The sequence below is a fragment of the Paenibacillus sp. NPDC058367 genome (genome assembly GCF_042723305.1).
Taxonomy (GTDB): Bacteria; Bacillota; Bacilli; order Paenibacillales; family Paenibacillaceae; genus Paenibacillus_AQ.
Map to the genome: position 1 here is coordinate 1656741 of NZ_JBHXIZ010000001.1, position 26645 is coordinate 1683385.

26 protein-coding genes are annotated in these 26645 nt (G+C 44.8%); 5 read left to right on the top strand and 21 right to left on the bottom strand.

Annotated elements, in window-relative coordinates; translation table 11 throughout:
• Nucleotides 1-5: 5 nt before the first annotated feature.
• Both ACFWMP_RS07175 and ACFWMP_RS07180 read right to left on the bottom strand, forming a co-directional pair.
• Nucleotides 6-1451 (bottom strand): rhamnulokinase, encoded by a 1446-nt coding sequence (locus ACFWMP_RS07175; RefSeq protein WP_379422743.1) that lies wholly within the window; start codon nt 1449-1451, stop codon nt 6-8.
• Nucleotides 1452-1481: 30 nt separating this feature from the next.
• Complete coding sequence (locus tag ACFWMP_RS07180) at nt 1482-3248, bottom strand: L-fucose isomerase (RefSeq protein WP_379422745.1); 1767 nt, start codon at nt 3246-3248, stop codon at nt 1482-1484.
• Nucleotides 3249-3486: 238 nt separating this feature from the next.
• Here ACFWMP_RS07180 and ACFWMP_RS07185 point away from each other — a divergent pair, with 238 nt between their 5' ends.
• Entirely contained in the window at nt 3487-4257 is a 771-nt protein-coding gene (locus ACFWMP_RS07185; RefSeq protein WP_042193458.1) for a DeoR/GlpR family DNA-binding transcription regulator, read from the top strand.
• Between the two features lie 43 nt (nt 4258-4300).
• Here ACFWMP_RS07185 and ACFWMP_RS07190 read toward each other — a convergent pair whose 3' ends face one another.
• Nucleotides 4301-4969: an SGNH/GDSL hydrolase family protein gene (locus tag ACFWMP_RS07190; protein ID WP_379422747.1), complete on the bottom strand. Its 669-nt coding sequence runs from the start codon at nt 4967-4969 to the stop codon at nt 4301-4303.
• A 109-nt stretch (nt 4970-5078) separates the two neighbouring features.
• Between ACFWMP_RS07190 and ACFWMP_RS07195 the strand changes: the two genes are divergently transcribed.
• Nucleotides 5079-6053 carry an aldo/keto reductase family protein gene (locus ACFWMP_RS07195; protein WP_379422749.1) on the top strand — a complete coding sequence of 325 codons (975 nt, stop codon included), beginning with the start codon at nt 5079-5081 and terminating at the stop codon, nt 6051-6053.
• A 58-nt stretch (nt 6054-6111) separates the two neighbouring features.
• On the opposite strand, the gene ACFWMP_RS07200 is transcribed toward ACFWMP_RS07195, so the two are convergent.
• Complete coding sequence (locus ACFWMP_RS07200; protein WP_379422751.1) at nt 6112-8787, bottom strand: YhgE/Pip domain-containing protein; 2676 nt, start codon at nt 8785-8787, stop codon at nt 6112-6114.
• A 235-nt stretch (nt 8788-9022) separates the two neighbouring features.
• On the opposite strand from ACFWMP_RS07200, the gene ACFWMP_RS07205 reads away from it, so the two are divergent.
• Nucleotides 9023-9550 carry a hypothetical protein gene (locus tag ACFWMP_RS07205; protein WP_149647879.1) on the top strand — a complete coding sequence of 176 codons (528 nt, stop codon included), beginning with the start codon at nt 9023-9025 and terminating at the stop codon, nt 9548-9550.
• A 93-nt stretch (nt 9551-9643) separates the two neighbouring features.
• On the opposite strand, the gene ACFWMP_RS07210 is transcribed toward ACFWMP_RS07205, so the two are convergent.
• Together ACFWMP_RS07210 and ACFWMP_RS07215 are read right to left on the bottom strand one after the other, a co-directional pair.
• Nucleotides 9644-10603 carry a glycoside hydrolase family 43 protein gene (locus tag ACFWMP_RS07210; RefSeq protein ID WP_379422753.1) on the bottom strand — a complete coding sequence of 320 codons (960 nt, stop codon included), beginning with the start codon at nt 10601-10603 and terminating at the stop codon, nt 9644-9646.
• A gap of 12 nt (nt 10604-10615) precedes the next feature.
• Complete coding sequence (locus ACFWMP_RS07215) at nt 10616-11881, bottom strand: glycoside hydrolase family 27 protein (RefSeq protein WP_379423542.1); 1266 nt, start codon at nt 11879-11881, stop codon at nt 10616-10618.
• A gap of 326 nt (nt 11882-12207) precedes the next feature.
• Here ACFWMP_RS07215 and ACFWMP_RS07220 point away from each other — a divergent pair, with 326 nt between their 5' ends.
• Together ACFWMP_RS07220 and ACFWMP_RS07225 are read left to right on the top strand one after the other, a co-directional pair.
• Nucleotides 12208-13164 carry an ArsR/SmtB family transcription factor gene (locus tag ACFWMP_RS07220; protein ID WP_042131966.1) on the top strand — a complete coding sequence of 319 codons (957 nt, stop codon included), beginning with the start codon at nt 12208-12210 and terminating at the stop codon, nt 13162-13164.
• A gap of 130 nt (nt 13165-13294) precedes the next feature.
• Nucleotides 13295-13453: a hypothetical protein gene (locus tag ACFWMP_RS07225; RefSeq protein WP_036675694.1), complete on the top strand. Its 159-nt coding sequence runs from the start codon at nt 13295-13297 to the stop codon at nt 13451-13453.
• 264 nt (nt 13454-13717) lie between these two features.
• On the opposite strand, the gene ACFWMP_RS07230 is transcribed toward ACFWMP_RS07225, so the two are convergent.
• The 15 genes from ACFWMP_RS07230 to spoVAC form a co-directional block, all read right to left on the bottom strand.
• Nucleotides 13718-14488 (bottom strand): class I SAM-dependent DNA methyltransferase, encoded by a 771-nt coding sequence (locus ACFWMP_RS07230; RefSeq protein ID WP_042185976.1) that lies wholly within the window; start codon nt 14486-14488, stop codon nt 13718-13720.
• 100 nt (nt 14489-14588) lie between these two features.
• On the bottom strand, nt 14589-15509 hold the full coding sequence (locus ACFWMP_RS07235) for a CvfB family protein (RefSeq protein WP_042185974.1): 921 nt from the start codon (nt 15507-15509) through the stop codon (nt 14589-14591).
• Complete coding sequence (rsfS, locus tag ACFWMP_RS07240) at nt 15506-15853, bottom strand: ribosome silencing factor (protein ID WP_042185972.1); 348 nt, start codon at nt 15851-15853, stop codon at nt 15506-15508. Before rsfS ends, ACFWMP_RS07235 begins: the two co-directional genes overlap by 4 nt.
• A complete protein-coding gene (yqeK, locus tag ACFWMP_RS07245) occupies nt 15850-16428 on the bottom strand; it encodes a bis(5'-nucleosyl)-tetraphosphatase (symmetrical) YqeK (protein ID WP_042185970.1) in 579 nt (192 codons plus the stop codon). Before yqeK ends, rsfS begins: the two co-directional genes overlap by 4 nt.
• A complete protein-coding gene (locus ACFWMP_RS07250) occupies nt 16400-17002 on the bottom strand; it encodes a nicotinate-nucleotide adenylyltransferase (RefSeq protein WP_379422758.1) in 603 nt (200 codons plus the stop codon). The genes yqeK and ACFWMP_RS07250 overlap by 29 nt, the downstream gene beginning before the upstream one ends.
• A 34-nt stretch (nt 17003-17036) precedes the next feature.
• Nucleotides 17037-17330, bottom strand: coding sequence for a ribosome assembly RNA-binding protein YhbY (yhbY, locus tag ACFWMP_RS07255; protein WP_042185967.1), 294 nt, complete (start codon nt 17328-17330; stop codon nt 17037-17039).
• A 57-nt stretch (nt 17331-17387) separates the two neighbouring features.
• On the bottom strand, nt 17388-18263 hold the full coding sequence (gene aroE / locus ACFWMP_RS07260) for a shikimate dehydrogenase (RefSeq protein ID WP_269321813.1): 876 nt from the start codon (nt 18261-18263) through the stop codon (nt 17388-17390).
• 15 nt (nt 18264-18278) lie between these two features.
• A complete protein-coding gene (gene yqeH, locus ACFWMP_RS07265) occupies nt 18279-19406 on the bottom strand; it encodes a ribosome biogenesis GTPase YqeH (RefSeq protein WP_379422761.1) in 1128 nt (375 codons plus the stop codon).
• Between the two features lie 2 nt (nt 19407-19408).
• A complete protein-coding gene (locus ACFWMP_RS07270; protein WP_379423544.1) occupies nt 19409-19930 on the bottom strand; it encodes a YqeG family HAD IIIA-type phosphatase in 522 nt (173 codons plus the stop codon).
• Nucleotides 19931-20018: 88 nt separating this feature from the next.
• The gene (locus ACFWMP_RS07275; protein ID WP_379422763.1) at nt 20019-22256 is read right to left on the bottom strand and encodes a DUF4129 domain-containing transglutaminase family protein; all 2238 of its coding nucleotides are present in this window, start codon (nt 22254-22256) and stop codon (nt 20019-20021) included.
• 1 nt (nt 22257) lies between these two features.
• A complete protein-coding gene (locus ACFWMP_RS07280) occupies nt 22258-23502 on the bottom strand; it encodes a DUF58 domain-containing protein (protein WP_379422765.1) in 1245 nt (414 codons plus the stop codon).
• Between the two features lies 1 nt (nt 23503).
• Nucleotides 23504-24460, bottom strand: coding sequence for an AAA family ATPase (locus ACFWMP_RS07285; RefSeq protein WP_076284318.1), 957 nt, complete (start codon nt 24458-24460; stop codon nt 23504-23506).
• 191 nt (nt 24461-24651) lie between these two features.
• Entirely contained in the window at nt 24652-25002 is a 351-nt protein-coding gene (gene spoVAE, locus ACFWMP_RS07290) for a stage V sporulation protein AE (protein ID WP_036675923.1), read from the bottom strand.
• A 2-nt stretch (nt 25003-25004) separates the two neighbouring features.
• Nucleotides 25005-26036 (bottom strand): stage V sporulation protein AD, encoded by a 1032-nt coding sequence (gene spoVAD / locus ACFWMP_RS07295; RefSeq protein WP_339269651.1) that lies wholly within the window; start codon nt 26034-26036, stop codon nt 25005-25007.
• A complete protein-coding gene (gene spoVAC, locus ACFWMP_RS07300) occupies nt 26033-26536 on the bottom strand; it encodes a stage V sporulation protein AC (RefSeq protein ID WP_042185955.1) in 504 nt (167 codons plus the stop codon). Before spoVAC ends, spoVAD begins: the two co-directional genes overlap by 4 nt.
• Nucleotides 26537-26645: the final 109 nt, after the last annotated feature.

A 26645-nucleotide genomic window follows, 5' to 3' on the forward strand; every position in this document is an offset into this window, starting at 1 on the left:
GTATCCTATTTTTTAGAGTTTTTCACCAAAGAAGGCTGGTATGTCTTAAAGGTAAAAGATCGTGCCACGAACTCTTTCGCCTTAGAAACTTCCAATTTTCCCAGGGCAGCCAGCTGGACAATGATATTGCCAATTCCACTGGCCTCCACTGGCCCTGCAACGACTTCTCTACCCGTAGCATCAGCGGTGAGCTGGCATAATAGCTCATTTTGAATCCCACCGCCAACCATATGAATGATAGTGATTATCTTGCCGGTGATCTCTTCCATTTCTTCAATCGTTCTACAGTATGATTGCGCAAGGCTCTCAAGGATAACGCGTATAAACTCAGCTTTCGTATTAGGCGACTGTTGCCCCGTTCGCTCACAATATTCCTGAATCCGCTGCATCATCACACCAGGTGTGCTGAAAAGCTGGTCATTCGGGTCAATGATCGCTGGCGCCCCATTAATCGTTTGGGCTAATTCCACCATTTCACTTTGACTAAAATTCTCTCCTGCTTTCGCCCAATTCCTCTGGAGCTCCTGTAGAATCCATAGTCCCGTTGTGTTTTTTAGCAAACGATTAGAATTACCGTAGCAACGTTCATTTGTGAAACCATATTCATAGCTTTTCTCTGAAATGACCGGCTCAGGCGTCTCCATACCAACCAACGACCACGTACCACAGCTTAAAAATGCTGCTTCATCCTTACGAGTATAAGGGATCGAAGCTACTGCTGAAGCCGTGTCATGTGAAGCGCCGGCTATCACTTTCATCGGGCCTATATTAAGCTCCTCTTGAATAATCGGCAGGATAGATCCAATAACTGTTCCCGCATGAACCTGTTGTGGAACTAGACTACTCGGAATCCCAAGTCTGTTAAATAATTCAGAGGAGAGCTCTCCCGTTACAGCATCCACTAAGCCGCTTGTACTCCAGATACTGCTTTCTGCTGCTTTTATACCTGAAAACAGGTAATGAAATAGATCTGGCATCATTAAAATCGTATCCGCGGTCTCCATAAGAGAATCATTATCCTGAAAATCAGAGAACAGCTGATAAAGTGTATTAATGACACTTGGCTGAAGACCGGTCATACGGAATTGCTCTGCAGGTGACAGTAGCGCTTCCAATTTAAGAAGGTGAGCCTCCATCCTCCGATCCCTGTAATGATGGGGGGAATAGAGCATCATTCCTTTTTTATCAATAAACCCGTAGTCGACTCCCCATGTATCCACACTTAAGGACGTCAGTTCTCCATGTTGCCTAAAGGCTTTTTGAACCCCTTGCTTCATTTCATGGAAGAGCCTTAGAGTATCCCAATATAAATGCCCGTTGACCTGTACCGGCGTATTCTCAAACCGATGAATTTCTTCCATTTGCAGCTTATCGCCATCATATATCCCCAGCATAACTCTTCCGGAACTGGCGCCGAGATCTATGGCTAGAAGCTTAATCGTATCACCCATTGTTCACCACACCTGCTTCACAGGAAGATTTTAATAGAGGGGTCCAAAGTTCTGACATGCTCTGTAATCTGCTCCCTCCAGATCTTCGGTACCAAATAACGACCATACCCGAGGTCTAAAAATACGTGATTCCTCAACGTTATGCATGCTGACCGGAATGCGCAGAATAGACGCCAGCGTAATCAAATCTGCCCCAATATGCCCATAACTGATCGCTCCATGATTTGCGCCCCAATTATTCATGACATCATACACTGATTGGAAAGAACCACTATTGGTTAACTTAGGTGCAAACCAGGTTGTTGGCCAAGTCGGATCTGTTCTTTGATCCAGTGTATGGTGAACATCTTCAGGCAGCTCAACCGTGTGCCCCTCTACAAGCTGAAGAACAGGTCCAAGCCCTTTAACCAAGTTCATCCGTGCCATAGTAACTGGCATCCCGCCTTTAGTTAAATAATCCGTAGAGAAGCCGCCCCCGCGGAAATATTCTTGAGAAGCCGGGCGGAATTGGGTATGGCTCAAACATGCTTCTACCTCATCCTCCGAAATTTCCCAAAAAGGTTTAATCGCAGGTTTACCCTCTATCGTCTGCTCACCCGTGCCATCAAGTGCAGCCGAACCCGAGTTGATCAAGTGAAGTATTCCGTGTGCTGCCTCACCTTCCAATTGATGACCCGTTACTCGCTTAACTGCATCCGGACTCCAAAAGGTTCGAACATCCGCAAAAATTTGTGCAGTATTCGTAAGCAAATAATTGAACAGCATCGTTACTCCGTTCAGGCTATCATTCTCTGTCGCTACGATATAAGGTGTACGTTTGCCATTCCAGTCAAAAGAGGAGTTCAGTATCGTTTCCATGAAATCCCCATTAGGAAAATGATCCGTCCATTGGCGTTGACCTTGGAACCCACCCACAATCGCATTATGACCGTTGGCCTCTTCCTCAAAGCCCAACTCAGCGAGAACAGGATTTCCGATCATCAGATCACGGGCGATCAATGTCATTTTCACACAAGTCTCCCACTGCTTCTCTTTCTCATCATCACTTATTTGCAGATGCTTCGGATTATTATCGGCACCAACTTGGCAGTTTTCTTTGGTCCACGCGAGTGCTCGCTTATATTCCTCTTTATCATAAATCTCCTCTTCAAAGCGGCGTACATATTCTGACATATCTATATATTCATTACGCATTCCCAGATACTCTTGGAAGAACTGTTCATTCACAATCGATCCAGCAATCCCCATCGAAACAGAACCCATTGATAAATAGGATTTCCCTCGCATTTGAGCGACAGCCAACCCAGCTTTGGCGAACTGCAGCAATTTAGTCTGCACATCCGCTGGAATCTCCTCACTGCTAGACTCCTGAACATCCTCACCATAGATACCGAACGCCGGAATTCCTTTTTGTGCATAAGCAGAGAGAACAGCAGCTAGATATACCGCACCTGGGCGTTCCGTTCCGTTAAATCCCCAAACCGCATGTGGGATTGAGGCATCCATATCCATCGTTTCAGAACCATAACACCAGCAAGGGGTCACAGTAATCGATACGCCAACATTAGCCCCAGCAAATTTCTGAGCCGCAGCAGCAGCTTCTTTAACACCACCAATCGTAGAATCGGCAATGATGCACTCTACGGGGCGGCCATCCGGATAAAATAAGTTCTCTTCAATAAACTTAGCTACCCGCTGAGCCATACCCATGGTTTGAGCTTCTAACGATTCGCGAACCCCTCTTCTTCTGCCATCAATGGTCGGGCGGATGCCAATTTTCGGATAGTTTTCTATCACTGCTGTTCCTCCTCAAGATCATCTTAGTATCATCGGTAATGGACCTATTTCTCCTTCATCATAAAATATGGAAACGCTTTAGTCAACATAAAACAACATATTTATAGATAAATTATGTGGTTTTATGTGGTATTAATATTATTATACTGTGGTATTATGTGAATATGAGGTTATTTCTTTGATTTATTGGGCAATGTAGTAAACTAGGAAGTAGATGATGATAGAGGTGAGTGAACGGATGAAAGCATTTGAACGGCGGGATTTAATCATTAATGAGCTGTATAGACAAAAGAAAGTCCATGTCGCTCAGCTGGCGCAAAAATTCAATGTCTCGGAAGAGACCATTCGGCGGGATCTGGATAAACTGGATAAGGAAGGACTTGCCAAGAAAAATTATGGCGGTGCAATCCTTAATGCCCACACGAATGAGGACCCTCCCTATGTGAGTAGACATCAGGTAAATATAGAGGCCAAACGTACGATAGCTGATCATGTTCTCCAATTAATTAATGATGGGGACAGTTTGGTGACGGATACGAGTTCAACAGTTTTTGAGGCTTTACGGAGAATTATAGAGGAGAAAAACAATCTGACGATTATTACGAATTCTTTGGTTGTATTATCCGAATTTCAACATTCTGGGCAAAAGCTAATTTCTACTGGTGGAATACTAGGCCCCGAGACTAGCTCCTTCGTTGGACATACCGCCTCACAGACTATTCAAAAATATAATGTGGACGTAGCCATATTCAGCTGTAAAGCGTTGTCTATGACTGGTGGGCTCAGTGATTCGAACGAAGAAGAAAGTGAATTGAAGATTCTTATGCAACAGCAGGCGAATAAAGTAGTTCTGCTCGCAGATCACTCTAAGTTCGACAGGACTGCGTTCATTAAATTATTTAGTTTCGATAGAGTGGATTATATCGTTACAGACGAGAAGCCTTCTGAGGAGTGGATCGAGTTTCTGAATAACTATCATATATCTCTTATCTATGCACCCGCTGAGTAATCAGTAGGTGCATAAATAAAGATAAGGGGAAACCTTTATTTCACTAGTCGTTTAAAAGACCGCTTTTCTCTACGATCTTCAGCCACTCCCCAGCAATCAGATCATGCCCAGCCGCTGTCGGGTGAACGCCGTCCCACAGCCAGTAGGCTGCATCTATTCTACGAGTAGCTGCATCAAATGCTTCCTGTAAAGGAACAAACACAGCATTAAATTCCTCTGCAAGCTGCTTAACAACACCCTGATAATGAGTAATCCGCTCTTTCCATTCGTCCCATTGTTCTGCCGGAGCTCCGGTATTTAGAATAAAAGGCTCACACAAGACCAGCTTCGTTTGCGGAAGTACTTCCCCAGTTTCTTCAAGCACATGACGGTACGCACGTTCAAAACGGTCCGTTATACCACTTGGTTCCCCTTTCATTGTTCTCCATAGATCATTAACACCAATTAAAATACTGATGATATTCGGCTGAAGGTAAATCGCATCCTCATTCCAGCGTGCATATAAATCGGAGATCCGATCCCCACTAATTCCACGGTTATAGAACACGAGATTCTGCTCAGCCCGTTCGTTGCCTAGCTTACCGCCAATGATATATGCATAGCTATGTCCTAGAATATGATTGGGATCTTCATCACGACCACGGTTTCCATCCGTAATAGAATCACCCTGAAACAAAATCACTTTTTTAGCTTTAGAAGTTGGAATAGTCATTACTACGATTCATCTCCTTGATCTCGTCTTTTACATGAAACATTCAAGTTGAATGTTTCATAGGATACAAGTAAAATTAACATATACAACTCAAGGAGGGAAGAAAATAATGAAATACAGAAGACTAGGCAATTCAGGACTAAAAGTCAGTGAAATCGGCTTAGGCAGCTGGCTTACATATGGAACAGCAGCAGAGCAAAAGGCAGCAGATGCCTGCATCAGCAAAGCTTTTGAATGCGGTATCAATTTCTTTGATACTGCTAATGCTTATAACCGTGGTGAAGGCGAAAAAGCAATGGGCGCTGCTCTTCGCGCCTATGAAAGATCATCTTATGTGCTGAGTACAAAGGTATTCTTCCCCATGGGGGAAGATGTGAATAATCGCGGTTTGTCACGCAAGCACATCATGGAGCAATGCGAAGCTAGCCTTCGCCGTTTAGGAACCGATTATATTGATGTTTATTTTTGTCATCGCTTTGACAGAGAGACGCCTGTGGAGGAAACTTTACGCGCGCTGGACGACCTAACTGCACAAGGTAAAATTCTGTATTCAGCAGTGAGCGAATGGAGCGCAGCTCAAATTTCTGACGCCACCGGCATTTCACGCAGACTAAATCTGCGTCCGCTTATTTCCAATCAGCCTATCTATAACATGTTCGAACGTTACATTGAAGATGAGGTACTTGAGGTATCTCAGCGTGAGGGCCTCGGACAAGTGGTCTTTTCCCCACTCGCTCAAGGTATTCTGACAGGTAAATACAAACCTGGACAACAGCCTCCGGCAGGAACCCGCGCAGCTGATGATTCGGTAAATGGCGTCATTCGCAGCTACTTCCGCGATGATGTACTGACTGTTGTCGGACAGCTGGATGAACTAGCTAACAGTCTTGATTTGAAGCTGTCGCAACTAGCGTTAGCTTGGACCCTACGGCAACCTGGTGTAAGTTCTGCAATTATTGGGGCCAGTAAGCCAGCGCAGGTGGAAGAGAACGCCCAAGCTGTTGATGCCGTTCTATCTCTAGATACTTTGGAGCGAATTGAAGAGATTCTAAAGCCAGTAGCCGATTTCGCTCCAGCGAGATAATCTAAAAGAGGTTGTACCAAAAGCCACAGCAATTGGCTTAGGTACAACCTCTTTTTTCTTAAGAGATCAATTTGGATTCTTCGGCTTGTTCAGCCGCCTTTTCGATATAACGCTCCAGCGGCTTTTTGAGCGTTAGCGCCAGTAAGAGTGCTATTACACCGAATAGGATCAAATAAAGACAATCGCGAATCGCCACTTCCGGCAGAATCCCCCCTACCGCCTCCCGCATCAAACTAATCGCATAAGTAAATGGCATAAACGGATTCAACATTTGAAAGAAATGGCCTGTTGTACTGATTGGAAACGTACCGCCAGAGCTTGAGAATTGAAGCACCATGAATACGATTGCTATCCCCTTCCCAACATTGCCGAATACGGAGACAAGTGTAAAAACAATCGTCACGAATACGATACTAATTAATACTGCAAAAAGGACAAACCACACCTTGTCCACCACATAACATTTCAGAATAAAGATATTACCAAGTACAGCCACCAACGCTTGCAGAATTCCAACCGTAAGAAACGTCAGCAGACGTCCAAAATACAATTGATACCGCTTGTACACAATTCCCTCAGTATCCACTCCCGTACGGAGAAGTGAGATTAGGAGTGTGCCACCTACCCATAAGGAAAGTACAACATAAAAAGGAGTCATAGCCGAACCATAATTCGGAATAGGATATAACTTATTCTCTTTTAATACTACCGGATTGGCTAAAAAATCACTTTTGCTCTTAATATCCCCTCCGAGCAGCTCAGCAATCTCTCCCAGATCCACCTCATCTTTGATCTGACGGATGGTAGCTGCCGCTTTACGAATCGAATCTTCCAGGATCGGAAGATCATTTCGCACCATATCCGCTGCGATCGCCACTCCCTTATCCGCACGGGGGAGACCTGTACGTATCAGATCAGAAATCTGGTGCACCCGTTCCTCTACAGACGGCAGATCCTGACGGACGAAATTTGCAGCTTGTTGTATTTTTTCTCCTGCAACAGGCAAGCTGCTCTGAATTAGTGGAAGTGTATCGCGAACAAAAGTACCAAAGCTCTGTGTCTTATCTGCGACACCGCTAGCTGCTGTATGTACCGCTTCACGAATAGCTGGTAAGTCCTGCTGTAGACTAGCCAAGCTTGATTGTCCGAACTCAATCGCTGCCATAGTCTCCTCAAGAAGGGTACCCAGCGCCGATAGACGATCCGGAACTTGTTCCAGGGCAGTCGCTGTAGTCTCAGCAGCAGTGGATATTTGCTCTAATGTATTTTTTATAGCAGGGATAGTTGCCGCTTCATATTCGGAAATAAGCTTCGAAATGGCTACGTTCCCTTCGCCAGATTTAAGACCCAATTGCTTAACATTACTCGGATCAGGCTGACTCTCATTTTGTAGATCCGTCGCCAGCGAGTTTACCAAAGAAGACTGCCTGCTCAAGGCATTGTTTACAGCCTTCAAGGTGCCAATCTCAGCATTAGTTACTGTTCCTGGTGAGAATGTATTCAGTGCCGATAACAAAGAAAGCGTATGATCCATCACGTTACTTCCCGACACCAGCTGAGCGGAAACTGACTCAAGTTGCTCGCGTACCGCTTGCGGGTCAATATCTTCTCCCTGCAGCAGTTCAGCAAGCTGAACTACTGCGTTCTCCGTATTTTGCAGCAGATATATATTTTGTTTGAGGGCGGCAGGTACCGCTTCAAATGCAGCATTACTCTTCTCTAAGAACTGTTGAAGCTCTAGAACAAAATCATTTCCAGCAGTTACAATTTTGTCGGCCTTAGGTAGCGCAGTTAGGGCAGTGTTAACAACTTTATTTGCTTCCGCAAGACCCTCCGACGCCTTGACCATGATTTGTTCAACTTCACCAAAATGATTATCAAGTTGAACGATTAGCTGTGCTGCTTGCTCAATTTTGGGTAGCTTATCCTGCAGCTCCCCTAAATGATCTGCAACATTGGCAATTTGAGGCCAATGTTCAGCTATTTTTTCTAATGCCAATCCCGCCTTTTCAACCTCAGGCAGCTTATCCTCCAGCTTAGAGATGCGCGTTGCCGATGCATGAATTTGCGGCCATTGCTCCTCAATTTTCAATACATGTTGGCCTGCCGTTTCAATCTCGGGGAGACTTGCCTCTAACTTAAACAACCCTTTTTCAACCTTGCGTATAATAGGCAATTCAGATTGGAATTTTGAATCAATTTGCTTTAAAGCCGTAAATACGGTTTCGCTAATGGTTTCCGTAAAATTCTCACTGATCTGTGTTGTAATTGAAGAGGCACCTTTATCTGTGATTTTAGGGGCAATCGCATTTATCTTCTCATTGACGGTATATTCAATCTCTGGTTTCACGATCCTGCCTTCGAGGATTCCTGTCATTCTTTTGGAGAAATCAGCAGGGATAACAATACTAGCATAATAATCTCCACGCTTCACACCGTTGTGCGCAGCTTCTGCATCTACGAAGGTCCAGCCTAAGCTTTTATTATTCCGAAGACTTTCCATGACATCATTGCCGATATTGAAGCTCTTATCCTTCACAGTGGTCCCTTCATCCAAACTGGTTACAGCAATCTGAATGCCAGAGGTATTACTGTAGGGATCCCACACCGCCGCAACGTTAAACCAATCATACACAGAAGGTAACACCACCAAAGCAGCGATCAGGAACACGGCCACAGGAACCTTAAATACGTTGCGCCAGTCGTTCCTATAAATCCGTAGTATTCCACCCATTCGTTGCTCCCCCTAATCTGTATGTTTTGACATTTTAATATGCCCGAGGAGACAAACTTTTACTATCATTTTTAGTGGATTCATGACCGGCATCGTTTTTCAGAAATATTTTTAAAAAATTGCAACAAAACCTGCTCGTTTAACGTAATAGAAGTATATAGCCCGTTTAGGAAAAAACGTAGCGGGTAATAAGATATATACAACCTTTTTACATATCTCAAGGGGGAGATTTCTAATGTTTAAGAAAAAGTCAGCGTATGTGTTACCGGTTGTTGTTCTATTGTTTCTTTCCCTAATTACTACTGCTAGTACCGTTGGAACACGAGTAGATGCGCAAGATAGTGGCAAGACTCAGCAACAGACGGTATATATCCATACTATTCAATCCGAGAATGGCAAGCTTTCCATTACAGCCGATGAAATAAACTGGTATCAGGGTGCTGATGCTGACCGAATCTTTGCTGAGAGAGACCCAGAAGGTGCAGCAGAAATTGGCGGAGCTCCAGACGGATATTATGTTGTTAATGATGTTGATACACTGACAACCTATCCGATCGCGGATAACGCAAAAGTCACCATGCAGATCTTTGATCACACTGGTAACATTGAGGACTTAGACATTCAGTGGAACGAAGCCGTTACCTTACAGCAATTTATCGATCAATTTAATAAAACGGATATTTTCGATCTAAGCCAGTTCCCTTATCACCTTACGATTCAGGACGGCGTAATCACTTCCATCGTGCAACAATATATACCTTAAGCAGCAACACGTAACATATGAAAAAGAGGGTTACCCAGCGGCCATTTACGTGGCTTAGGGGTAACCCTCTTTTTTTTGCAAAACGGATTACTTTTATTGTGCATCCTTAACAGGAACTCCAAAATTCGGCGTGCCATCTTCATTCCAATGGAAGACCTGAGCACGAGTATGACGGTTTGGATCATAAAGAGGATCGCCAGTAATTTCTTTATAATTGCGGCAGTGGTAGATGAGCACATCTTCCCCATTTTCATTGACCGTGAAGCTATTATGGCCTGGACCGAATTGTCCATTTTCTTCATTCGTTTGGAATACTGGATTTGGTAGTTTAGTCCATGAAGCTGCCTCCAGAAGTTCGCTGTCTTCATCCGCTACTAATAGTCCCATGCAATAATTGAAGTCTGTAGCACTCGCCGAGAAGCTGATAAAGATACGACCATTTCGTTTCAGTACTGCTGCGCCTTCGTTTACTTTGTACCCTATAATTTCCCAGTCATGCTCTGGAGTAGCAATCATAGTCTGAGGACCTGTGAGTGTCCACGGATTGCTCATTTCAGAAATATACAGATTAGAATTACCCTCAATATTCAGGTCCTTCTGAGCCCATACATAGTACAGTTTTCCTTTATGCTGAAACGTTGTCGCATCCAAAGCGAACGATTCCCAAGCAGTCTTCACTTGACCTTTTTCTACCCATGTTCCTTCTAAGGGATTAGCAGATGCATTCTCGAGCGCAAACATACGGTGATCGAACAAACCATCCGTCGTCTCCGTAGTCCGTGCTGCAGCAAAGTAAATGTACCATTTTCCGTCTATGTAATGAATTTCCGGCGCCCAAATGTTAGCACTAAGCGGCCCCGTCTCATACTTGCGCCATGCTACAACTGGTTCTGCAGTAGTTAATCCTTCGATGGTTGTCGATCTTCTTACTTCGATCCGGTCGTATTCTGGAACAGAAGCTGTGAAATAATAATATCCATCCGTATGTTTATATACCCATGGATCAGCACGTTGCTCCACCAATGGGTTGTTGTACTCTCTACTCGTATCCATAATCTCTCTCCTCTATAAAAGCTTTAACAATGCAGAACCATGCGGTGGAAGAACCTGCGTAACCCCTTCATTAGTAACTTCCAGGTCATGGCTTTGCCACAGATTACGTATCGTTTTTGGAACTGAAACATTTAGCTTTTGGAACGATACCTGAAGTGTCGACTCTTTGTCACTGAGATTAAACAACGCTACATAGTGGTTACCTTGTTCATCCTCAGAAGTCCAGATTGCATACTCTTCGTTCCGCTCTACTTGTCTACCACCCTTACCAAAATGATGTAGGTGAAGCACTTCCCTATTGGTTAACAAAGATAATGTCCACTCATCATTGTCTCTAAGCTCTCCCCCGAACATTAAAGGCGAACGGAATATAGTCCAGAGCGTCATCATGGTAACCTGTTCGTCTGGAGTAAACCTTGTAAATCGGTCTCCCCCGCCATCAACGGAACGAATCCCAAGATGACCTAGCGGCAGCATATCGCAGTCTGGCCAATGTCCAGGCTGAACGTAAGGAGCCCATTTTTCGCAGCGCTCGAACATTCCACGCAGCAAATGCCAATGATCCCAATAATCGTCGGTCATTCTCCACAGGTTAGCATGTTCAGCTAAGTGTTCAGCCTCTTCTACCGGAGCAGGTCCAGGTGAAAGACTAAGCACCATTTCACGACCACAGCGGTCGATAGCCTTACGGATCATGGCAACTTCGTCTTTGTGGTATCCATAAATACGTGAAGCGGCAATATCATCCACCTTCACATAATCTACGCCCCAACTGGCATACAGCTGGAAGAGAGAATCATAGTAAGCCTGACTGCCTTCTTTAGAAGCATCTACTCCATACATATCTGTATTCCACTGACATATAGAATTGGGATGTGCGATATCACGTGCAGTTTGCTCAGATCCTAGAATGGAACTTGCCGCATGAACGGCCTGTCGAGGGATTCCACGCATAATATGGATGCCGAATTTCAACCCTAATCCATGCACATATTCAGCGAGTGGGGCAAAACCTTTGCCTCCCTTTGCGGAAGGAAAACGATTTTCTGCCGGTTGAAGTCTGGAATACTCGTCCATGACCAGCGGTACAAAGTTACGATATTGCGAAGAGTTCGCTCCAGGCTCATACCACTGAATATCTACAACAACATATTCCCAGCCAAATCCCTTCAAATGAGCAGCCATATATTCAGCGTTGCCTCTTACCTCTTCTTCATTAACACTAGCTCCGTAACAGTCCCAGCTATTCCAGCCCATCGGGGGCGTTGCAGCTAACATAATGATTTTCACGTCCTTTTCTAAGACTTTCAGTTTAAAAATAGCATAGACAAAAAGACTTGTAAACATATTTATTTAAACCTTTTAATGCTTTTATAAAATAAATAGTGAAAGTAACATGATTCCGGTGTAAAACCATCTTATTTCGTGAATTAGTTTCATTAATTTTTAAATTAAATTAGATTAAATGCAAAAACAGGAAAAAATCCCCCTTATTTTTATCTTTCTACAAAATAAGGAAGGATGCTTTATTTATATGCTATATTAGTTTATAATTTCATAAAACAGTATTCATTTATGACCATTTGGAAGAAGGTATTGATAAAATGATCTATATTAAAGATTTAATGAGTGGTCTTGAAATATTCAAGGCGCTTAGTTCTGAAATCAGAATCCTCATACTCGAACTTTTAGCTACCAATCAAGCACTGAATCTGAATGAAATTGCCAAGAAGCTGAACCTCAGCAATGGCGCAATTACGATGCATATTAAAAAGTTAGAAGAAAGCGGTCTCATCGAGATAAACACATCTGTGGGTAAACACGGTATTCAGAAGGTCTGCTATTTAAATAAGGATAAGCTTATTGTTGATCTTCGCAGCAAGGATGTTGATAATCTCTACGAAGTAGAAATCCAAGTAGGACATTATAGCAACTATCAGGCTGTTCCGACCTGCGGTCTTGCTACCAAAGACAGCATTATCGGCGACTTCGACGAACCCCGTTATTTCGCTGATCCTCAGCGGATTGAATCCGAAATCATTTGGATGGCTGAAGGCTTTCTCGAATATAGAATTCCGAACTATCTTAAAGCTAATCAAACGTTCCGCGAAATCCAATTCTCGATGGAGATTGGCTCTGAGGCCCCTGGATCTAACGATAACTATCCCTCCGATCTTTATTTCTACTTAAATGGAATTGAAATCGGCTACTGGACTAGTCCTGGAGATTTCGGAGACACCCGTGGAACGTTTAATCCAGACTGGTGGCCTCCACATTTAAACCAATATGGTATGCTCAAACTGATCCGTATTAATAATGAAGGTAGCTTTATTGACGGTTGCCGGATTTCTGACGTGACCCTGGATGATATTCAGCTTGATTACAAGAGCGAGCTTACTTTCCGGATAGCCGTAACGGACAAGCCTGTAAACAAACGCGGGCTCACCATTTACGGCAAACATTTCGGCAACTATAGCCAGGACTTACTGGCGCGTGTACTATATGATGTTCATGAAGTAGAAATTGGCGCTTCTCGTACTGCCGTTACCTTATCAGAGTAAAATATTCCCTAAACAAAAAGACCTTAGAACCAGCAATAACTGGTCTAAGGTCTTCTTTTACTTTGTATATTTTTTTGAGTTTGACTCATAATAACCTTGTCTCCCAAACCACCGAGAAGGAGTGTTTCGAATGCGTGAAGGTCTAATTCCCGCTGTTCTTGGAACCGTCGTAACCGCTTCTAGCGCCGCTTTTCTTGGAAGCAAGTATAAGATGGCAGCAACAGGCGTACTTGGATTTGGTCTGGCTCATGTCGTATTGGGTGCCATTGATCTGTTTGAGCATCGGTAAGGATTGGAAGATGCCGGGTGGCATAAACACTGCCCGGTTTTTTTGATATACATATTTTGCGCAATTAGAGCTACTTCTTCATACACGAATCATGAATCATGAATCCAACATTCCATGAAGCATACGGACTCAGATGACGTTATCTGCTTATTTTTAGCCCCTCGTTTTCAATAGCAGGAACCACACCGAACTCATAAAAAGAAGGGCTCTCCCATCAGCCATTTTCATAGCTTTTGGGACAGCCCCTCTTAGTATGTTGAATATTTATTTTATAGCAATATAAAATAAACGTTCCGCATCATCATCCGCCTCTATCCACTCGAAATCGGCGTAAGTCTTCACATCACTAAATCCAGCCTTAAGCAGTTCATCCTTCATCCACTGGGGATCGTAGGCACGCTGAATATGCGTCTCTTCGAAACGGCGATATACATCACTCCGTCCCTCTTCGCGAGCGAAAATGGACAGATGATGTTCTATTTCGCGGCGTGGAACATCCATCTCACAAGTCCAAATATAAGACACCGATGGTTCGTCCAGGATAAAGGGCTGCTCTTCTTCATAACGGATCAGTGTGTTTGGGTGATGCACATCGAACAGAAAGGTGCCACCTTGCTTTAGTCCTGCAAAGGTACTAGCAAAGACAGCTCTGATATCGTCTTCTTCCAGCACATAATTCAGACAATCACAGAAAGAAATCACAGAATCCACAAGCTCTGGAAGCTCCCATTCCTTCATGTTTTGTCTAATCCAACGAACACTACCTTCGCGCAAGAAACGCCGTCCCTGGGGATGCTCTTCCATTTTGCGCTGTGCCACTGAGAGCATATCTGAAGATAGATCGATTCCGGTCATATGATACCCTGAACCCGCCAAAGGAATAGTGATACTCCCGGTGCCGCAGCCAAGCTCAGCCACGGTTACAGGCTTACCGTATTTGCTCCATGCGGTTTCAGCAAAGGAGATCCAATCAGGATACGGCATATCTGCCATGAGCTCATCGTATACATAAGCAAATTTCCCATAGGAAGACACTAGTACACCGCTTTCTATTACAACATTTAATATGATTCTATTATTGACCCATCTAGCATAAACGCTCTAAGCGACCCCACAAGATCTCTTATATTTTAAATTATTCGGTTGTTTCTTCATTTCCCTCGGTTGAACCTTCCTCTTCCTTAGGAGCAAGATACGTCCAATTCTCTTTTTGGGTTATATGGCCTTCCTTCATCAGCTTTCCAAGCGCACGCTTAAAGGCTGATTTGCTAATTCCGAAACGCTGCTTGATAATATCCGGTGGTGTAGCATCCGAATAAGGCATCGCTCCACCCGGACGGGCATGCAAGAATTCCAAAATCGTGGCAGAGTCTACATCCATGCCTACTTCTTTACGGAGACCCATAGAAAGGTTAACACGACCATCCTCGCGAATATGGGAGACACGTGCTTCGAACTGCTCTCCAAGACGTAGTAGACGACTCCGTTCAGAGGAATGGACCATACCGATAATACCAAAGCCTAAAACCCCAGCATCTACAAGAACAAAAGTCCCCATCTGCAGCGGTTTGTACACCCGGGCTGTCACAGTCTGTCCCATCCAGGATTCAGGCGCAGGAAGAGCTAGCGGAGCTAGTTCCTGTTCTCCAGCTAATTTAGCACGAAGACGCCCCTGTTTATCATGTTCCATAATCGCATACACATAGTCGCCGATCTGAGGGCGCAGCTCTGGAAGCTCTGGAAGCTCACGAATGGGCAGCAGCAGCTGCCGTCCGAGACCCATTTCCAAGAAGCAACCTAGACGCGGATGGATATCAGCCACTTCCAATAAGGCCATTTCGCCCAATGTCAGAAACGGTTTCTTCATCGTTGCCGCTAGACGGTCCTCGGTATCGAAGAAGATAAAGACTTCTACTTTATCGCCTGTCTTAACCTTCTCGGTAAGCTCAGTATAATGCAGCATAACATCCTGATCTCCTGCATTCAGGAAAAATCCGTATGGGGATACCTCTCTTACTACATTAAGTGTAACTGTAGTTCCTGCAATCAGGCTCATACAGTCTCCACTACCTTCGCATCCGACCACAGACGCTCAATATTGTAGTATTCACGTTCATCGCGGTGGAAAATATGAACAATAACATCTCCAAGATCCATCAGCACCCAGCGTGCTGAATCCATTCCTTCGATCCCCTTAATTACTCCGCCTGCTTCATGGACCACTTTGCGGACTTCGGTGGCGATGGACTGAACTTGGGTATCCGAATTACCGTGACATACAACAAAGTAATCACTAATCGGTGAAACAGTACGCAGATCTAATGCCACTACGTTCATTGCTTTTTTATCTTCCACAGCCTTAAGGGCCAGTTCTAACAGCTTGCTTGGTTGTACACTCATATTTTATCCTCCAATATTCTAACTAAATCATTACGCGCCAGTACCGTTAACGGAAAGATCACTCGGCGTTTTTCCAGTAGCAAACTAATCGTAGAATCAAATCCAGCGACTAGTCCTTCTTCCAAACTTACTTTAGCCAGCTTACGTATCTTATCAACGCCTGGAAAATCTCGGCCAGGCTCGATATAGTCGGCGAGACAGACAATCTTCTCAAGTAAACTCATGTCTTCACGACCTGAGGTGTGAAAACGGATCGCATTAAGAATATCCGGATCTGTGATCCCATAATCTTGCTCTGCTACAAAGGCACCTACTTCCGAATGCCACAGCTGCTTGTCATGCTTCAGAAGATTCAAGTTCAGATGATTCTGCTCGATAATCTCCTTCATTCTCTCCACAGGCCAATACTTGGCCACATCATGCAGAATTGCCGCTGTCTCCGCACGCTCAGGATCAGCGCCATATTGCTCCGCTAGTTGAATGGATGACTCCATGACGCCCAGTGTATGCTTCCAGCGCTTAGCAGGCATTTGTGTCGAGACCGCCTCAATCAGAGCTTCGCGGCTGTATGCCATACAATCCACTCCTTTGAACATAATCGAACACTGCCTCAGGTACCATATAACGAATGGATTTTCCAGTTGAAGCCCGTTCTCTTAACATCGTTGACGAAATATCAACCAGAGGCATATCTGCTAGTAGTACCTTTTCTGCTATATAAGTTGGCAATGCGTCTAGATCAAGAGGTGTTCCCGGACGACCTACGCCGATAAATGTAAGCCGCTGCACAAGCTCTTCAATCTCGTTCCATTTCGGTAAATACTGGACCATATCCGCTCCAATGATGAAATAAAGATCGAAATGCGGATACGCCTCTTGCAGCCGTCTTATGGTCTCATACGTATAGGAAACGCCACCTCTGACAACTTCCCAATCTAATGTGCGAAAAGCTTCATGATTGTGTATCGCTTCCTGCACCATTGCCAGCCGATCTGCTCCAGATACCCCTGCCTCATGTTTATGAGGCGGAATATGTGAAGGCATAAACCATACTTCTTGAAGTCCATAAGTTTCTCTAGCTGCTTCCGCTGCCATCATATGACCAATATGAAGAGGATCAAAGGTACCTCCCATAATTCCAACTTTCAAGAGGACGACCTCCTCGGTAGTATGCTTTCAGGTATTAGCGTGGCAGCTCAATAGTTTTGTTATCACGCGATTCCTTGTAAAGGACAATGGTCTTTCCGATCACTTGTACAAGCTCAGAACCCGATTGTTCGGCCAATGCAGCACCGATTTCCTTGGGATTCTCAATATTGTTGCTCAATATACTAATCTTCATAAGCTCACGCTTCTCAATAGCTTCTTCAATGTGACGTACGAGGTGATCGTTTACTCCACCTTTGCCCACTTGAAAAATAGGATCGAGGTGATGCGCCAATGAACGAAGATACCGTGTTTGTTTACCAGTTAACATAAATGAATAACTCCTTAATTAACATATATTATTACCCTAAATTGATGAATCCATTTCTTACTCTTTTCCACCCAGACAATGGAGTATGGTCTGTCGCATGATTTCCGTAGGAGCAGGCTGCCCTGTCCAATATTCCAGTGCATAGGCTCCCTGATAGACAAACATCCCGAGGCCTCCATGAATCGTACAGCCTCGTTCAAGTCCTTCTAACAATAGACGCGTGCGCAGTGGATTATAAATCAGATCACTTACGACCATCCCTGCACGAAGCAGTTCAGGATCTATAGGTGTCTCATCCATATGAGGATACATTCCTACGGAGGTTGTATTGATCAGTACATCAACGCCATCTAGCATTTCCGCTACTTCGTTCATGCTAATCCCGACCACATTCCCTTTGCTCTGGCACTCTGCAGCCAAGTCCTGTGCCTTATCAACACTGCGATTAGCGATAAGGATAGAAGAAGGCTTCTCCTGAAGCAGTGCGGCAACAATTCCTCTTGCTGCTCCACCGGCTCCAATCACCATAATCTTCGTACCTGACAAATCAGAAATAGCTTCCGCTTTAAGCGAACGTACATAACCGATTCCATCCGTATTATATCCGGTGAGTATCCCGTTATTATTAACAATCGTATTGACTGCACCAACGGCTACCGCACTTTCATCTAATAGATCCACATAAGCCATCACCGCAACCTTATGCGGAATCGTCACATTTACGCCACGGAATCCAAGCGTGCGAATCGCTTGCACCGCATCCTCCAGATTCTCTGGAAGGATATGAAGCGGCACGTAAGCACCCGGAATTCCCAGTGCTTGCAGTGCTGCTTCATGCATAATAGGAGATTTGGATTGTATAATAGGATCTCCCATTACGCCCAGTAAAATATTCCCGGTATTGTAGCCCTCGGTTGCAGTTATCAAAGACACTGTAATAGCCTCCCGTTAGATCATCGAAGGGCGGGTAAGCACCTTCACACCACGCGGAACGTGGATAGCCACGACTGCGCCTTCTGTCCCGTTGACCTTAATCCAGCCCAAACCTGAAATATATAGATCGCTCCGACTGCCTTTATTAATTCGGAACTCATGCCGTTGCCATGGTGGCAGCTTGTCCATCCGGTCACTTCCTGGAGGAGACAACATTTCACCACGATGGTCCGCATAAAGGGAATCTGCACGTTCCAGTTTGGTGCGATGGATTTTTAAAGTACCACTAATAAAGCAAGTGAACGATTGATGCGGACCTTGCACGAAATCAAAACGTCCCAGTCCACCGAAGAATAACGTCTGTCCTTCATTCAACTGGTAGACAGCAGGCTTCAACGGATTGGCCGGCATAACTGCATCCAGATCCTGACGCTCAACTAGTTCACTATAACGCCATGGATACACGATCCCTGGCGTATCTATAATATAGTGGCCATCATCTAGTGGGATTTTGACGGTATCCAGTGTTGTACCAGGGTAACGCGAGGTGGTTAACTCCTGCTCCAAATCACTATAGTCCGAAATCAAACGGTTGATAAGCGTGGATTTCCCTACATTCGTAGCACCCACTACATAAACATCACGTTGACCACGCAGTTCTGTTACAGCTTCCAGTAAACGGTCAAAGCCTTGATTACGTTTCGCACTACAAAGTACGATTTCAGCTGTCCGCAATCCTTCTTCTTTACAGCGTTGTTGCATCCAGTTACGCAGTTTATTCCAGTTCGTAACCTTAGGCAGCAGATCACATTTATTCACTGCAAGAATAACTGGGTTATTACCGACAAACCGCTGAAGGCCGGAAATCAAACTGCCTTCAAAATCGAAAATGTCAACAATATGAATAACAAGTGCATTCTTCTCCCCTACTCCACTCAGCAAGCGAAGAAATTCATCCTGGTTCACAGAAACAGATGAAGCCTCGTTATAATTCTTAATCCGGAAACAGCGTTGGCAAATCACAGGGTCCCGATCTAGTGCGACTTCCGGAAGGTATCCTGGTTGATCCTTATGCTCCGTCTGAAGCTTGATACCACAACCGCTACACTTCTCAGCACGCTGTGTTTCACTTTGTTCGTTCATTACTATTTTTCCTCCTCGTGCCACAATCCTTTTTTACGAAGCCGTGTCAGAGCAACTCGCTCTACCCGACGATTAAATCTTGTGCCGAACCCTTCATCCTTAACGGAGATTGGCAGCACCAATATGGTATACAGGCCAAGCCGATTGCCGCCGTATACATCTGTAAGCATTTGGTCTCCCACCACAATCGTCTGCTCCGGTGGCAACTCCATCTGCTTCATCGCTTTGAGAAAAGGAGCATTACTCGGTTTACGAGCCTGATGCACAAATTCAATATTAAGCGGTGTAGCAAAGCGTGACACCCGTTCCATGTTGTTATTGGATACGATGATGAGCTTAAAGCCCACTTCCTTCACCTTCTCAAACCATAACAACAGCTCCGGAGTAGCCACAGGCGCTTTGGCACCGACCAGTGTGTTATCCAGATCCGTAATGATTCCACGGTATCCCTGTCGATACAGCTCTTCTAGAGAAATATCGAATACCGTATTCACCCGGAGTTTGGGAACTAACATTTCAAACAATACGTTCACCTCGATTTCATACAAAAAACTATAACATACTCCATGCGCTACGCAAATAAATCTATAGCAATGATTTACTGCATAAAGGCTATTTCTTGGATCTTATCGTTCTCCGCAGCCGCAAAGCTTCAGTATACACGCTCTGCCAGTCTTTGTCTTCAATAACATCAGGGCTATACTTCGCTTGTTCAAACATCGTTAGCAGTGAAGAAAGATGATTGGCCACAGCAGGTCGTTCCTGACTCCAGCGGACTACGGCTTCACGCAATGTTTCATGCTCTTCCTTCATCATTCCCTTACGATGCAAATACCTTACCCAACGCTCAGTTTCAGCCACAACTTTCTGATCAGGCGTTAAAGGTCGGCCCATTCGCATCTGTTGAACGAAGAAGCGAAGCTTAAAGCGAATATGCCAAACTTTAAAAATAGTCCAGGATAATAATACAACCACTGCCGCCAAAATTACCCATAAACCCATATGGAAGCCTTGATCTCCTTGTGCATTAGTCACAGGTGCAGGTGTTGGTTCTGCCATTTCATCTTGATCTTCCGGGTCTGTCTCCGGTATTTGCTCATTCTTAGTCAGGAGAGGAACATTAAACCCCGGTGTAGCTTCAACAGGAATCCAACCATACTCACCAAAATAGACCTCAGCCCAGGAATGGGCATCTGCATTGGTAATCGTGTAATTATTATTTGCCGCACCCACCTGCTGCGCCAGATTCATAGGCATTTCTGGCTGTTCTCCAGGTGCATAACCCTTAACCCATCTTGCAGGGATGTTTAGGGAACGTGCCATAGTGACTAGTGCCGTAGAATAATAATCACAGTAACCTTCCTTCAGCTCGAACAAAAATCCATCTACAAAATCCTCACTTGAAACACGTGTTATATCCGGCTTGTTGGTATATGGAAAGGTTTGTTGTAAGTATTGTTGCAAAAGTGCTGTTTTTTCATACGGTGTTCTTCCTTGGGCTGTAATTTCCTCGGCCAGATCTTTAACCCGTTGAGGGAAGTCATCAGGCAGCTGAAGGAAGCTTTCCTCCAGATCATTACCTTTGTATAGCTCCTCATAGGTCTTTGCTGTCAATTCCTGAACAGGAATGACGGGAACTTCAGAAGTCAGCTCGAAGGTCGAGGGATAGTCTAGTTTCTTCTTATCCATATCCCATAGAAGCTCACTATCACGATCTCTCCAGAAAAGACCCTTCCCGGCTGCCTCACCATTCAATGAATCCACCGAAGTTACAGAATAAGCACCGAATAACACCGGAAATTCATTATTGTTAAGCACTTTAACCGTCTGTTTCAATGTGCGGGTAGTGACCTTAGAAGCCACACTTTGCTCCAAGGATTTCCCCGTCTCCACCTCTTCTATTGGTCCTCGCTTCAATCGATCCTTATCCGACCATCCACTTCCAGAATAGACTCTGCGTGTTTCTCCTCGCATATAAACACGTAAATCTGAAACTACTGTCATCACCGGGGTATAATCGAAGTTAAAGCCTCCGCCCAGGTTGTCATCATTCAGACTATAGCCAGACGAAGTATTGTTAACCGAGGAACCTGAGCCCGTATTGGAATTAGTTGTTCCAGTTGTGCTCTTACCAGAAGACTTTCCAATTCCATTCCACTCTTGCCACGCCGTATAAGGATCCGTCAAAGTAGGCCTTACATCCGGCATATTCACACCGATTAAAATAACCAGAGAGAAGACGATTGCGATATTCATGACTATTTTCGAGGGATATTCCAGCAAATGTACCCATCCACGCGGATAATGTAGCTGAAAACTTCTCAGGTGCTGGCTGACAAGCCAGCCCATACCCGCAAATACTGTCCAAGCCACTTCCTGCCACAATACAATAGATGTAAAGGAATCAAGCGCAGCCAGCGCTACAATGTTCATTCCTATAAACCATAAGATACGCTTCTTAGAGGATACCCACCAAGACGATAGCAACAGCAAAGCAGAGGCACCAAGAGCAAACCAGATATACGGCACCATATACACACTAATATCCTGGAGCTTATCAAGAAGGCTTGTGGCCCATGGATCAGGAACATAAATTCCATAATTAGTAATGTTGCGATAAACGATATAGATAATAGCTACTGCTTCTATAATCAGTCTGAATTGGACTTTAACAGGGATAAAAATCTCAATGACAGTGATCGTTAATAGGGCAGCCCATACAGAAGCAGTGGTTTGATTTAGCCAGATGGGTTCCGTATAAGAAATCCACTGCTGTGCAATAATCAATAGCCATAATAGGCCGACGGAACGGTGCCAGGAGAATTTTATCTGATTCCACCAGGTTCTCATATCAACCTTCCCCTCCTAACACTGAGGGAAGCTCTTGAAGCGAGCTAATACCATAACCGGTTATTCCACGAGATCTAAGGACGTCTATCCAATCGTTACCTCTATTTACCTCTGCCAAATTTCGCACATGAATGTGAGAAGCAGTCATTCCTCTGCTGTCAGCCCAACGTAGTGCATCAAGTACAGGCTGTCCACGCTGTGGACTAATTAACACGAAGTAAGCGCCTTTAGGAAACATACGGTATCCTTTTTCCAATCGGGAGATAAGCGGACCGCGTCCCTCAGCGTTTAGATCGATTAAATATTGAATCATCTTCTGACGCTCAGCAGCACCTTCAACTGGTGCGAACACCTTCGTCGTCTTATCCAAACAACACAGTCCAATTCCAATTCTCTCCCGAATGCCGAAGCCGAGTAGTGATGCCGTCACCGAAACTGCTAGTTCGAATTGATTCGTATTCATATAAGCTGATGTGCTTCCATCAAGGACTAGAATGGTTTTGGGAATCGACTCATGCTCAAACTCTTTGGATTTCCAAGAGCCTGTCTTAGCAGTAGCGTTCCAGTGAATTCGCGTCAAGCGATCACCATATACATAGTCACGGACGCCATTAATCTGTGTGGTTTCACGCCGAGATTGAACAACGGATGTCTGCGGTCCAGATAGCCGAGATTTTCTCTCATATAACTGCCAGCGCGGAACGTAGATCGCACGAGGCAAAACCTGAAATTGTCCTTCCGATAAAAATGTTCCCTTATGCTCGACAAGCCCAAATATATCTTGGCTGATAATATCCGTATTAGCGAATGTGTATGTTCCACGCTCTAAGGCTGGTGTCTGAAACTTCAGTTCCCCAATGCCTCTGAGGCTTGGAATCACACTTTCTTCAAATACCCACGATTCTCCATTATGCCGCTTAAGAACTTCCCTTACAACAACGTAAGGCAAGGGCAAAATCCCGGGGATTGTAACCTTTAGTTTTACACGAAGATGCCCTCCGGCAGAGAGCAAATCTCCCTTGTCTTGTTCAGAATAAAGACTGCGAGTGCCCTTAGCTCGCCGAACGCCTCCTAAACCTCCAGCAATCAAATATGCAATAAGTACAGAGACCATGATAAACAACATAAATGCTGTTTTCCCGCCCTGAAAAAGTACATATAAGAGTGTAATACTCCAAATTACAAGGATGCTTGCAAGCTTAGAGGGCTGAATGATGGCTGCAACCGACGACAAATAACGTCTCATATCATTGCCTCATCGTAACAGGCACATGAATACTCTGCAGAAGCTTTTGAAGCAAAGATTCTACGCTAATATTATCTAGGCGCGACTCTGGACGCAGCAATATTCGATGACCCAAGGCAAATGGAGTAAGGATCTTCACGTCATCAGGCAGAACGTAATCTCGTCCTTGCAAAAAGGCATAAGCTTTACAAGCCATCATAAAGGATAGTGAGGCACGTGGACTTGCACCCAGCATTACAAGTGGATGTTCTCTTGTCTGCCGCACAATATCTAACAAGTAATTCAGCACAGGATCACTCATGAAGATGTCGCGAATTTCTTCCTGAATCCCTGCAATTTGTTCCATGCTTGTTACTGGCGAAAGCCTGTCCACCGGTTGGCCTTCCTGATGGCTCAGCAATAAATTTTTCTCCGTCGCTGCATCAGGATATCCAAGGCTAATTCTCAGCATGAATCGATCTAATTGGGCTTCAGGCAGTGTATAGGTTCCCTCAAAGTCTATCGGATTCTGGGTAGCGCATAACATGAAAGGATGAGGAAGTGGATACGTCTCTCCATCTACGGTAACGTTTCGTTCCTCCATCACTTCCAGAAGTGCGGATTGTGTCTTCGTAGTAGCACGGTTAATTTCATCGGCTAGCAAAATATTCGTCATCACCGGACCAGGCCGGAAATGAAACATCTCATCCCTAGGATGATAAACAGATACACCTGTAATATCACTCGGAAGTATATCTGGATTACACTGAATTCGGCGATATTCACCGGACATTGATCTTGAAAGTGCGCGTATTAGCTGGGTTTTTCCTGTTCCCGGTACATCCTCGATCAATACATGACCACCAGCAAGCAGAGCGGTTAACAATAATTGTATTTCAAATGATTTTCCAAGTATGCAGGATTCCAAATTAGTGCGTACAGCATTCATAGTGTGCATCGATTCTTGACGTACGGGCATATATGATCCTCCTAGTCAGAATAAACAGTATTATTTATATTTTACATGATTAGGGGACCCAAAGTACATTGTTGAAGATCACGAAGTGAGGATACAAAAAAAACCATAAGATGAAACATCCTACAATTTTAAAATAACAAAAAAAGGATGCCGTCTTTTTCTGACGACAACCTTTTCATGTAGCATCGACTTTACCCCTTCGGCCGTACAACTAAAGCTGCCAAAAAGGAGAACACAATAGCTGACGAGATGCCCGCACTTGTAATATCAAAGATACCCGTAACTACACCGATCCAGCCATCCCGCTCCAGCTCCGTTAATGCCCCATGAACCAAGGAGTTCCCAAAGCTTGTGATCGGAATAGTTGCCCCAGCACCCGCAAATTTCACAAGTGGGTCGTAGATACCAAAAGCATCAGCAATCGCTCCGGCTACAACTAAGGTACTCATCGTATGTGCAGGTGTCAGCTTCAATACATCGAACATCAGCTGTCCTATAACGCAAATGGCTCCTCCAATCAGAAAAGCCCATAAGTAAATCATCATTATGCTTCACCTCCGCTCTCTATGGCTACGGCATGAGCAACACATGGAATACTCTCTCCCTGCTGATAAGACAAAGGTGATAAAAGTGCGCCCGTTGCCACTATAAGAACCCGTTTAAGTTCACCTTTTTTTAACCGCTTAAGGATATGACCATAGGTTACAACCGCTGAGCACCCGCAGCCGCTTCCTCCAGCGATCACATATTTCTGTTTCTCCAAGTCGTAGATAAGCAAACCACAATCGTCAAAGGTTGTTTGCTCCATAGGAATTCCTTCTTTAGCCAATAGGGTCTTGGCTATAGGTAACCCTACGGATGCCAGGTCGCCGGTAACAATTAAATCATAGTGCCCGGGCGATAGACCTGTATCCCGAAAATGCGCAGTGATTGTATCCGCGGCCGCGGGTGCCATAGCCGTCCCCATATTAAAAGGATCTGTCAAACCAAGATCCATAATACGTCCAAGCGTGGCAGACACCACGACTGGATAGTTACCCGAACCGTCATTCTGACCCACTACAGCACAACCCGAACCTGTAACTGTATATTGCGCCGTTGGGGGTTTCTGCGAACCATATTCCGTTGGATAACGAAACTGCTTCTCCACCGTACAGTTATGACTTGATGTTCCCGCTAGCGCATACTTACCGCCTCCAGAATCAACGATCATTGAGGCAATCGCAAGGCTCTCCATAGAAGTAGAGCAAGCACCAAAGACTCCGAGATAAGGCACCCCTAATTTTCTTGCCGCGAAAGAGCTGCTGATAATCTGGTTCATCAAATCTCCGCCGACAAAAAACTCCAGCTTTTGTTTATCGATATTCGCATTAATCAGAGCCAGATGGGAAGCCTTCTCGAACAGAGCGCGCTCGGCCTTCTCCCATGTCTTCTCATCCATTTCCAGCGTATCAAATATAAAATCAAAATCTGAAGCTAAAGGACCTTCTCCCTCCTCCGGTCCAACTACTGCGGAAGAACCTAAAATAACGGGGCGGTTCGTGAACTCCCATGTCTGACTACCAAGCTGTTTCATGTATGGTGTGCACCTCCTGTGCCCAAAAAGATATAGACGATACCAATTATGAAAGCAGCGACGGCACCAAATACGATGACCGAACCCGCAAGCTTAAACATATTGCCGCCTACACCAAGTACAAGACCCTCAGCGCGATGCTCCAGAGCTGCAGAGCACATACTGTTTGCGAACCCGGTCACTGGAACTGCGGTTCCTGCACCAGCCCATTGCGCCATTTTGTCGTATACGCCAAAGCTGGTCAGAATTACAGAGAGTAGGATCATCACCGCGACTGTGGGACTGGCAGCTTCTTTGGAGGTCATATCGAAGATTGCCATAAAAGCCTCCTGAATCCCTTGTCCAATAACGCAGATTATGCCGCCAGCAATAAACGCTCGTATGCAGTTTTTGAATACGGGCCTAGCAGGAACAAAAGGCTTGGACAATTTCTCATAATCTTGTGGAGTCAGGGTGTCAAGCTTCAGCTTGACACCCGATTTCTTAGTTTTCGCCGGCATTGAGGCACCTCCTGAAAGTTAGGCGAAGGGGGCTGACAAGCATCATAGTACTCACTTTTAAGCCCCTTAAGTTATTCTTCGCTTAGAAGTTTTCCTTATTGTTTGCCAT

Bases quoted from the DNA above. Each gene is read 5' to 3' on its own strand.
- ACFWMP_RS07175 (WP_379422743.1), bottom strand. From the start codon at position 1,451: ATGGGTGATACGATTAAGCTTCTAGCCATAGATCTCGGCGCCAGTTCC.
- ACFWMP_RS07185 (WP_042193458.1), top strand. From the start codon at position 3,487: ATGAAAGCATTTGAACGGCGGGATTTAATCATTAATGAGCTGTATAGA.
- ACFWMP_RS07190 (WP_379422747.1), bottom strand. From the start codon at position 4,969: ATGACTATTCCAACTTCTAAAGCTAAAAAAGTGATTTTGTTTCAGGGT.
- ACFWMP_RS07195 (WP_379422749.1), top strand. From the start codon at position 5,079: ATGAAATACAGAAGACTAGGCAATTCAGGACTAAAAGTCAGTGAAATC.
- ACFWMP_RS07200 (WP_379422751.1), bottom strand. From the start codon at position 8,787: ATGGGTGGAATACTACGGATTTATAGGAACGACTGGCGCAACGTATTT.
- ACFWMP_RS07205 (WP_149647879.1), top strand. From the start codon at position 9,023: ATGTTTAAGAAAAAGTCAGCGTATGTGTTACCGGTTGTTGTTCTATTG.
- ACFWMP_RS07210 (WP_379422753.1), bottom strand. From the start codon at position 10,603: ATGGATACGAGTAGAGAGTACAACAACCCATTGGTGGAGCAACGTGCT.
- ACFWMP_RS07215 (WP_379423542.1), bottom strand. From the start codon at position 11,881: ATGTTAGCTGCAACGCCCCCGATGGGCTGGAATAGCTGGGACTGTTAC.
- ACFWMP_RS07220 (WP_042131966.1), top strand. From the start codon at position 12,208: ATGATCTATATTAAAGATTTAATGAGTGGTCTTGAAATATTCAAGGCG.
- ACFWMP_RS07225 (WP_036675694.1), top strand. From the start codon at position 13,295: ATGCGTGAAGGTCTAATTCCCGCTGTTCTTGGAACCGTCGTAACCGCT.
- ACFWMP_RS07235 (WP_042185974.1), bottom strand. From the start codon at position 15,509: ATGAGCCTGATTGCAGGAACTACAGTTACACTTAATGTAGTAAGAGAG.
- rsfS (WP_042185972.1), bottom strand. From the start codon at position 15,853: ATGAGTGTACAACCAAGCAAGCTGTTAGAACTGGCCCTTAAGGCTGTG.
- yqeK (WP_042185970.1), bottom strand. From the start codon at position 16,428: ATGGCATACAGCCGCGAAGCTCTGATTGAGGCGGTCTCGACACAAATG.
- yhbY (WP_042185967.1), bottom strand. From the start codon at position 17,330: ATGTTAACTGGTAAACAAACACGGTATCTTCGTTCATTGGCGCATCAC.
- yqeH (WP_379422761.1), bottom strand. From the start codon at position 19,406: ATGAACGAACAAAGTGAAACACAGCGTGCTGAGAAGTGTAGCGGTTGT.
- ACFWMP_RS07275 (WP_379422763.1), bottom strand. From the start codon at position 22,256: ATGAGAACCTGGTGGAATCAGATAAAATTCTCCTGGCACCGTTCCGTC.
- ACFWMP_RS07280 (WP_379422765.1), bottom strand. From the start codon at position 23,502: ATGAGACGTTATTTGTCGTCGGTTGCAGCCATCATTCAGCCCTCTAAG.
- ACFWMP_RS07285 (WP_076284318.1), bottom strand. From the start codon at position 24,460: ATGCCCGTACGTCAAGAATCGATGCACACTATGAATGCTGTACGCACT.
- spoVAE (WP_036675923.1), bottom strand. From the start codon at position 25,002: ATGATTTACTTATGGGCTTTTCTGATTGGAGGAGCCATTTGCGTTATA.
- spoVAD (WP_339269651.1), bottom strand. From the start codon at position 26,036: ATGAAACAGCTTGGTAGTCAGACATGGGAGTTCACGAACCGCCCCGTT.
- spoVAC (WP_042185955.1), bottom strand. From the start codon at position 26,536: ATGCCGGCGAAAACTAAGAAATCGGGTGTCAAGCTGAAGCTTGACACC.